The sequence below is a fragment of the Spirosoma flavus genome (genome assembly GCF_054778555.1).
Genome location: NZ_BAAGZL010000014.1, coordinates 1 through 8907, shown reverse-complemented (window position 1 = coordinate 8907; position 8907 = coordinate 1). Strand labels below are relative to the sequence as shown.

The window sequence follows — 8907 nt, the reverse complement described above, 5'->3', positions numbered from 1 at the left end:
AAAATAATTATTGGTTTCAGGTTCACAAGCTACACTGCCTACACGAACGTTCGTGTAGGCAGTGTAGCTTGTGAACCTGAAACCAATAATTATTTTTCGGACTCCAAAAAAATCATCCAGCCGATATTCTTTCGCTCAGTTATAAAACCATCATGTCTTAAACGCTTCATGAAAGTGCTTTTGCTAACAGGACGATGACCATCTTCTGTGCAGAAAAACTTGTATTGATTATACAGTTCTTTAGCCTGATAATGCTTGCTGGATGATTTAATATAACCGAATTCATCCAGAAATAGCTTAACGGAATCGGACTCCAACTGGTAAGCTTTTAGCTGTTCCCGTACGGCTGGCGGGTCGGTGAGCTTACGTTGTTCCAGTAGACGTTTTAACCCACCAATAACCCAGTTAAATACACCTGACAGCTCGCTCTGAATAATTTTCGAAGCTAATTGCCTGTCCTGTTTTGATTCTGGTATGGTAACGTCGAAAGGCACAATCGCGAACCGGCGAAAAAAGGCTGGAGTCTGTTCCGCTCCTTTCGGCAATTCGTTACAATTAAAGATCAATTTGGCGTAATTGGTGAGTATGAAGGGTTGACCATAAGGTAGACGTGCTTCGATAGGTTCACCTGATGCTAGCTGTTTGAACATATTTGCATCCAACTTCTCAGTTATTTCACTGGCATAGTTCACCAGGACATTCTGTAACTTGGCCCGGTGATATCCCTTTTCGTCTGTTAAGGATGCCAGTGAATAGCTGCTGACATTTTGCGGTCCTAACAATGCTGAGATAATTTCGAAGAATACTGACTTGCCATTTGCTCCTGAACCATGTAAGATAAGGGCTTTCTCTAATTTTAGATAGTCTGAGTTAACAAACAGAAAACCGATGAATTCTGCCAGTAGTTTACGACATTCTTCGTCAGGCAGTACAGTACATAGGTAGTCATCAAAAAGCGGACAAACAGCATCAGGATCATAAGTGAATGGAAGTTGATACGTCAAAAAATCATCTTTATCTGCTGGCCGTAATTGCTGCCCTTGCGGGGAAAATTCAAACGTACCGTTGGCGAGGTTTATTAAAACTGCATCTGACTCATTCTCACGCGCTGGAATACGAGACATCTCCATAAACTGCTTGTACAAATGGTCTATAAAAAGATGATGTTTAGCGTCAAACTTATTAATTCCCAGCCGCTGAGCCACCTTACTCAAAAATTCACGTAACTCACCAGCACTTATCAACTGCCAATATGACCCGTTGTAGATGTAGGGAAAATCATTGTGATGACCGATTCCCCACCCGTTCTGTTCAGCCAGCACTAAGATTTCCTCCACAGCAATTATCTGATAGTGCTTGTTTTTGAGGGTTTCCTTAGGCTGTAGCTCTACACGATCTCTGAAATCAATTGGGCAAAATTGCTCTTCTAATGCTGACATCATTTGGCGGGTTGACCCAGAGGAATCTTTGGCCTGCTTACTTTGGTCAGAGGTCATCTTAGCTGAATCGATCATTTTGAAACGATTCAATAAATGCCTGAGCCTTTCGAGTTGAATTACATAAGGCTTAAGATAACCTGCATCATCTGTTGTAGACGAAAACCGTACTTTGTTTTCAACCTCAGTTCCTCTTTCATGAGACTTCTCACTTTTTTCAGCGAACTCTTTGAGGGTGGCCTTTAATGAAGCGATTGCATCTTCTTTTGATTTAGAGTGGTCCTGAACTGGCATATATTCTGCCAGAAAGGTGTAGGTTTCTTCTGAGTAGTAAGGCCCCATATCTTCGTGAGGCTCCTCGTACCTTTCATAATTGTCAAAATCAAGTTCTTCATTGATCTCATCCTCGACTGCTTCATAGCGGTCATTGATCCAAGAAGGTACTGAATTGTACTCATAGAATAATTCCTCTAGGGTGTCTTGGTCTGGCACATGTGCGGCCAGAGTAGTGTCCATCTCTTCAGATGAAGACGCTATATTTTCCTGAGACCCTTCGAGTGCTTCATTGCCATTAATCTCGGGTGCTTCGAAGAAAGCGAAAGCTGCTTCAGAATCATATAAAGGACATTCAGATGGGCTGTCCTGAACTGGCATATGTGCTGCCGAAAGGGTATACATCTCCTCAGTTGAGTAAGGCATTTGTGGCTTTTCCATTTCTTATTTACGTTTTCGGGTGGAAGTAGAAGATACATATTGTTCCGCAGAGGTATTGATTTCGCTTCTGCTTTTGCGATGCTGCTCTTTTAGCCATTGGTCAATCTCAGACTTGAGAAAGACAAGACGTTTGCCCATCTTTTTGTGTGGGATCTCGCGTCGTTGCACTTTTCCATAGAGGGTTGTGACGGCTGGGTTACCTGGGAGGTAGTTACTTAGTTCTTCAATTGAGAACCACCTGTTAGTTTCGACATTAGTAGATTGACGTGTTACATAATCAGCTATGCCCTGTCGAACGGCATCTTGCATCATTTGGCTTAATTGGTCGCCAGTAAGAGAAGTGATGAGCATTATTTTAGAGGTTTTAAACTTACATTTCGGGGCCCTCGAAATCTGTCACAAAGCTCATGTCTCTCGATTACAGGCATACTATACTCAATATTTAGTCATGTTTTATTTGTAGAAAAAAAATCAGGGCCTATATGATTTGCCCTGATTATAAGATATTTACCGATCTTCACTGCCATCTATTTTATTTTTTTCCTCCCATTGAGCTTCGGCGTTTTCTTTGAGTTTATCAAAGATTGCTAGGTGCTTTTTCAAATCCACTGTCAAAGCCCCTTCTAATTGTTGGGAGTAACTTGAATAATCTGTTCCCAAAAAACGCCCTAATAAATACATGAATTCTTTTTTTGTGGGCGTGTTCCCAGTAGAGGTTTTCAAAAGATTGAGTTCATACAAGGCATTGAATATTCTTAAAACATCGGTTTTTACTCCCCTATGGGAAAGCTTCAAGCTTGGCAATTTCTCCTCGACTATTAATGAGTTTGCTTTTTCTGATGGTAGAACTTCATGTGTTTTTTTGTTATCATTTGTAGTTAAATTATTAACAGGTGTTCCTACACTAGTTTCATTAGCCTTGTAAATTTTATCACGTTCTTTTTCAATGAAATCATACACATTAATGTGTCTATTTATACCATCTTGAAATTCATTAATACCAGCAATTTTTGCTTTTGATTTAACTTCTTGGCTATGAAGAGAGTTCATGATTTGGTAAGACTGACCACCTCCAGCCAAGAGATTTTTGTTAAACGGATTTGCTAAAAATGTGATATTATTATACAGTAGATGTAATAAACCATCAAGCAAAAAAAAATATTGTTTCTTCGTAAGGTCTAGACTTCTCAGGTGCTCAATTTGATCATATGGTCTGGTTAAATTAGATTGTACAATGTAAAAACGCTCGTATAGAAGATTTAAATAATCTAGTGGCTTAAAAACATCTTTCCATATGCTTGAGTCAGTTAAAGCGCAATATATTTCATGATTAAAGCCATCATTTAGATAATCTTTAAGGTCTGTTTTCGGCTTGAATAAAGGATTGTTCATAGCATTGAAATGATTTAAAATTGTAATTTTATTTTATCAGCGGCATCCCGCTTGGATTGGTCAATGATTTTAGCGTAAATCTGAGTCGTCTTAAGTTCTCGGTGCCCCAGCATCTTGGAAACAGTGTAAATGTCTGTACCGAGCGACAATTGCAGTGTAGCATAGGTATGCCGGAAGCAGTGAAAAGACAAGTGTTTACCGATTATCCCAGCATCAGCTGCCCACTGACGTAAGACTTTATTCAGCGTTGCCGAATACGCTAGACTTGGCAAAACAGACTGATCAGCCTGCTGACGATCTCCTAAAATAGCGACAGCCTGTTCTGAAATGGGCATTACCTCAACACCCTTGGTTTTCTTCTGGGTAAAATGAATCAGATAACCATTGGAAGGATCATGACGAATCTGTCCCCAGGTGAGCGCTACTATGTCTGAATAACGTAAACCCGTTAGGGCTGAGAACAAGCCAGCCTGTTTAAGCTGGGGCATGGCCGGACAGTCTGTACGCGCCAGCGCTTGTAACTCTTCCAGCGTCAAGTATTCACGGTGTGTCTCATCAGGTTTAATACCATCTATTCGAGCTCCAAGATCTGTCGACAATAGCCCATCCTTAAAAGCCTGCTTCAAGGCGGCTTTGAATTTGCCGAAATATCCCACAGCAGAATTGGTGGCTAGCGCATCTCTATTACGCCGATTTGGCGCAGTGAGCAGAAATTCTTTGAATGATTCGCATTTATAGACTGTCAGGTCCGCAAATCGTAACGTACCGCCAGTAAAGTCTTTCAGGTAATATAATGCACTCGTCCAATTATCGGCATTGCTACCCTTACGCTTGGCGGCTAATTGTTCAACGTACTCGACAAAACAGGCCATACGTTGTCGTTTGGAGAGGAAACCGTACGCACCCATCTGAACGTCGATCTGCCGTTTTGCCCTTATCGTTTCTGCCAATGCTAATGTCTCGCTATTCTGTTGTTTATCGGCTGGGGTTTTAGGCCGATTGAACAGATACATACTCAAAAACTCACGTCGAGTGGGCTTGCCTGTATCAGGATGAGGAATTGCTGGGTAATAGTCCAAATACAAACTTGTACGTCCGCCCGTAATTGCTTTTTTCCGCAGTTTGACTTTAATCATAGTAGAGTATGGGCGAGTAACTGATCAATTTGAGACTTTGGTACATAGGCATAAATGCCCCTGTGCTGCTTTGGAACCTTATGACGATGTATAAGCTCATATAAAGCTTTTTCTGAGATACTGTACTTCTCTCGTATTTCCTTCATAGTGTAGCAGTCTGCGAGTGGAATCGGAATAGGGCGACTTTTCTCCATGAGTTCGGCTGGTTGTTCAAAGAGCCGATCTATGTCGGCACGTCGGATAACTGTACGGCGGTTAAGCTTGACAAATGGAAGCTCTCCCCGTTCGTTGAGTCGGTACAGGCTACGGCGGCTAATGCGGATGAGTTTAGCCGATTCGTCAACCGTTAGAAACTCTTGAACCTTTATAGTCTCAATGGGCCAGGTTTTTACCAGTAATGTCTGATCGTCGCTTACCTGAATCTTTCCCGACCGCTGACGCGCTTTATACGCCTTCTTCGCGCAAGCATCGCTACAGGTTTTTGACGTTGTCTTACGAGCTTCAAACTCGTTGCCGCATTGCTGACAGATGCGAGTAATACGTATGTTAGAACTCATATGTCATACTGTGTCAGTAATATGCCCAATTGTGTCTCAGTGTGTCAGTTTGTGCCATTATCTCCCCAATAAATGGGTTTCCGTGGAGAAATTTTCTTAAGGATACAATAAAGGTACAAATAGTCTCTCAATAAATAAGTAACATATATTAATAAATATATATTATATAGATCGAAAAAGCCCATTTTCAGGGCTTTAAGCAATATTTAGTGATGAATGTAATGAGTTTGTTAAGTGGGCTTACTTTCCGATACAGAATTTGCTAAAAATTGAGTCTAATAAATCATCGGTTGTAATCTCGCCGGTTAATTCTCCCAAATGTTGTAAAGCAACACGTAAATCCATGGCCAGCCAGTCGGGTGTTACGTTGGCGTCGAGGCCGTTGATAGCGCGTGTCAGTGCATTGTCGGTACCAGTCAGATGTGCGTAGTGACGGGCATTGGTAACAACAGCGCTTCCCGTCTGTACAGCAGTATCTGTCCGGACACGTAGCGAAAGTGTCTCCTTCAACGTATCAAGTCCCGCGTGCCGGGCTGCTGATATCCAGACAATAGTGTCGTTCACTACGTTTTCCAGCTCCTGCCGTCGGGTCGCTGATAGTGTATCTAATTTATTTCCTACCAGCAAATAGGGTTTATCTGCCTCGTTAATTTCAGCTATTGCAGTTTGCAGATCGTTGGGGTCTATTGCCTGGGCATCGAACAGATAAATAACTAGGGCGGCCTCCCGCATTTTCTGCTGCGTTCGTTCGATACCAATAGCTTCGATCTGGTCAGTAGCTTGTCGCAGACCGGCCGTGTCAATCAGGCGAAAGCGAATGCCGTCAATGAACAGCTCGTCTTCGATTACGTCGCGGGTAGTGCCTGGGATGTCGGAAACAATAGCTTTTTCTTCGTTCAGCAACGCATTCAATAATGTCGATTTACCTGCATTGGGCTTACCGATAATGACCGTTGGTACCCCATTTTTAATCGCATTGCCGACTGAAAACGAGTCGATTAGTGGATGCAGCTCCCTTCGAATGTCGAGCATCAGTTGCCGTAGGCGGTCACGGTGTGCAAATTCAACATCTTCTTCGCCAAAATCCAGCTCCAGTTCAACTAAGGCTACAAAGTCAATCAGTTGCTGGCGAAGCTCCTTCAGTTGTTTAGAGAAACCACCGCGCAACTGCGTCAAGGCAGCCCGGTGGCTGGCATCCGAATCCGACGCGATCAGGTCGGCAACGGCCTCTGCCTGCACCAGATCGAACTGACCATTCAAAAACGCCCGTTGCGTGAACTCACCCGGACGAGCCAGCCGAACACCTTCCTGCGTGAGCCGACGCAAAATTTGCTGGATAATAAACTCCGACCCATGACACGAAATTTCAACTACATCTTCTTTCGTGAACGACCGGGGAGCGCGAAAAACCGTCACTAACACTTCGTCAATAATGCCACCGTCGTGCTGACGTATCGTGCCAAAATGGGCCGTATGCGACTCCTGCTGGGTAAGGTCTTTCCCGCGAAAAATTCGATTGGTTAACGTAATGGCTCCTTCGCCCGACACACGTAGCACCGCTATGGCGCCAATGCCTGGAGCGGTAGCCAACGCAGCAATAGGTTCTAATTGATGTATACTCATCTTTGTATAGCTCTGTGTTCCAGTTGTTTGGTGGAATGGGCCACCGTTGCGGATACACAGAGATGAATGGAGACTCACAGAGGAAAAATAGGGAAGCGATTCAGTAATCCGACGAACCGTTTTTCAACCGGTACGTCCGGTATACCAAGCCAGTCGGCATACGTATCGCCCAAAAAGAAACGCATTTGACCGGCTGCGAGGTTCCGGAGCGTTTCGGGACGTTGGTTCTCTGATGGTAACTGCCCCGGAATACCGGTCGCAATTGCGTTTAAAAGTGAATGTGTGAGCCCCACACCGGCTTCGGACGTAGTGAACTGTCGTCGGCTGATAGCGCGATCAAGGTGATAGGCTTCGCGAAGATTCTGGGGTAGCAATTCTGCTGATACGCCGTTGAGAAATCCGATGACGTTACTGTGGTGTAGATAATCTTCTTCCTCCTGCTCACTCAACGTAATACCCGACTTCCGAAGACCACGTAGCACGATGTATGAAAACGCCCCATTTGTTCCCGCCATATCTTCCTGATTGACAGGGTATCCCCAGGCCATATTCCACCGATCGGAACGTAGTGTATACCAGCGCGCTCCTGCGTGAATCAGTCGAACTTTCAGGGTTCGCTGAATTGCTTTGCCACTTGCCCACTCTTTCGGATTATTGACGGCATAAACCCATTCGCCAGTTTCCTGCAAACGGCGAGTTGTGTCTTTTTTGATACGTTCGGTCAGCCAAAGTACCTGCGCCCCCTGTGCGCCCAGATAGCAGTAAGGAAGTGAGTAACAGCCGAGTAGAAGTCCAATGAGCCGGTCGTGTTTCAGAAACACATCCATGCTACGTTTCATACGAGCGGGGTCGGCCCAAGTGGGTAGTTGAGCGTACTGCTCAAAAAATTGCTGCACAACCGTCGGCTGGTCAATGGTCGTTACGTTATCTGCGTCGGCCAGCCAACGCATGAGTGCATGTAAACCCGTCGGGCCGGCCGTTTCAATAACCGACGCAATGACTACATCGGCAGGAGCATCTCCCTGCTGGCGGTATTGCGTTAGTAGTTCGTCGGAAAACGACCGGGAAGGTTTTACAGTCAGCACCATCTTGTTTCGAGTTCTAAACAGGTAACGCTACGTAACAGGAATTGGTTTGACGAATGGAGCGACCCCATTTTTTACCGCAAAAAGGGAGAACCGTTGTGGTTTAAGGAAAACTACAGTCTGATTTGCATCCCATCATAGCCCAGCCGAATGGAAGATGGAAGCTCTTTTTCTACCTCTTTATGAAGGCCCAACTTGTGGCTGATGTGCACGAAATACGTTTTGTCGGCAGCTACACGCTGGGCAAGGGCAACGGCCTGATCGAAGGTGAAATGCGAGATATGCGGCTGCCGTTGCAGGGCATCCAAAATGAGCACTTTGGTGCCGTATACTTTTTCCAGTTCCTGGTCGGAAATATAATTGAGATCGGTGAGATACGTAAAATCACCCACACGATAGCCGAAAACGGGTAACTTATGGTGCAGAACATCGATGGGAGTGAAAGGTACACCGAACACCTCAAATGGTTCATTACCAATGGGGTTTAGTTGCACGTGCGCAACGCCGGGGTATTTGTGTTCTGCAAAAATGTAAGCGAACTCGCGCTGCAACTGGGCGAGAACCGACGGCCGGCCATAAACCGGAATGTCCTTACCGGAACGGAAATTGTACGCCCGGATTTCATCAAATCCGGCCGTGTGGTCCTTGTGTTCGTGGGTGAAAATGACAGCGTCGAGTTGCTGAAGATTCAGGCGAAGTACCTGTTGCCGAAAGTCAGGACCCGTATCAATAATAAAGCTACGTCCCTCCACGGCAATATGAACCGACGTTCGGAGCCGTTTATCGCGAAAATCGACAGACCGGCATACCTCGCAGGAGCAGCCAATCAACGGTACGCCCGACGATGTTCCCGTTCCGAGCAGGGTAATAATCATAAAGAGCGAAAGAGCGAAAGACCGGGCCGCCGGAGCGGTGAAAGAGCGAAAGGGTTGCTGGCGCCAGCCATTCGCTCTTTCACCGCTCC

At 45.0% G+C, this 8907-nt stretch carries 8 protein-coding genes; all 8 read right to left on the bottom strand.

Annotated elements, in window-relative coordinates; translation table 11 throughout:
• Window positions 1-89: 89 nt before the first annotated feature.
• The 8 genes from ACYVF1_RS32145 to ACYVF1_RS32110 all read right to left on the bottom strand — a co-directional run bounded on the left by ACYVF1_RS32145 (window position 90) and on the right by ACYVF1_RS32110 (window position 8818).
• Window positions 90-2150: a DNA primase family protein gene (locus tag ACYVF1_RS32145; RefSeq protein WP_461086811.1), complete on the bottom strand. Its 2061-nt coding sequence runs from the start codon at window positions 2148-2150 to the stop codon at window positions 90-92.
• Between the two features lie 3 nt (window positions 2151-2153).
• Window positions 2154-2501: a helix-turn-helix domain-containing protein gene (locus ACYVF1_RS32140; RefSeq protein ID WP_461086809.1), complete on the bottom strand. Its 348-nt coding sequence runs from the start codon at window positions 2499-2501 to the stop codon at window positions 2154-2156.
• Window positions 2502-2657: 156 nt separating this feature from the next.
• Complete coding sequence (locus tag ACYVF1_RS32135) at window positions 2658-3542, bottom strand: hypothetical protein (protein ID WP_461086807.1); 885 nt, start codon at window positions 3540-3542, stop codon at window positions 2658-2660.
• Window positions 3543-3556: 14 nt separating this feature from the next.
• Window positions 3557-4678, bottom strand: a complete 1122-nt coding sequence (locus ACYVF1_RS32130) for a tyrosine-type recombinase/integrase (RefSeq protein WP_461086805.1) — start codon at window positions 4676-4678, stop codon at window positions 3557-3559.
• Window positions 4675-5235, bottom strand: coding sequence for a helix-turn-helix domain-containing protein (locus ACYVF1_RS32125; RefSeq protein WP_461086803.1), 561 nt, complete (start codon window positions 5233-5235; stop codon window positions 4675-4677). Before ACYVF1_RS32125 ends, ACYVF1_RS32130 begins: the two co-directional genes overlap by 4 nt.
• A 240-nt stretch (window positions 5236-5475) precedes the next feature.
• Window positions 5476-6858, bottom strand: a complete 1383-nt coding sequence (gene mnmE / locus ACYVF1_RS32120) for a tRNA uridine-5-carboxymethylaminomethyl(34) synthesis GTPase MnmE (RefSeq protein ID WP_461086801.1) — start codon at window positions 6856-6858, stop codon at window positions 5476-5478.
• Window positions 6859-6932: 74 nt separating this feature from the next.
• The gene (locus tag ACYVF1_RS32115) at window positions 6933-7946 is read right to left on the bottom strand and encodes an oxygenase MpaB family protein (RefSeq protein WP_461086799.1); all 1014 of its coding nucleotides are present in this window, start codon (window positions 7944-7946) and stop codon (window positions 6933-6935) included.
• Between the two features lie 110 nt (window positions 7947-8056).
• Window positions 8057-8818, bottom strand: coding sequence for an MBL fold metallo-hydrolase (locus ACYVF1_RS32110; RefSeq protein ID WP_461086813.1), 762 nt, complete (start codon window positions 8816-8818; stop codon window positions 8057-8059).
• Between the last annotated feature and the right edge of the window lie 89 nt (window positions 8819-8907).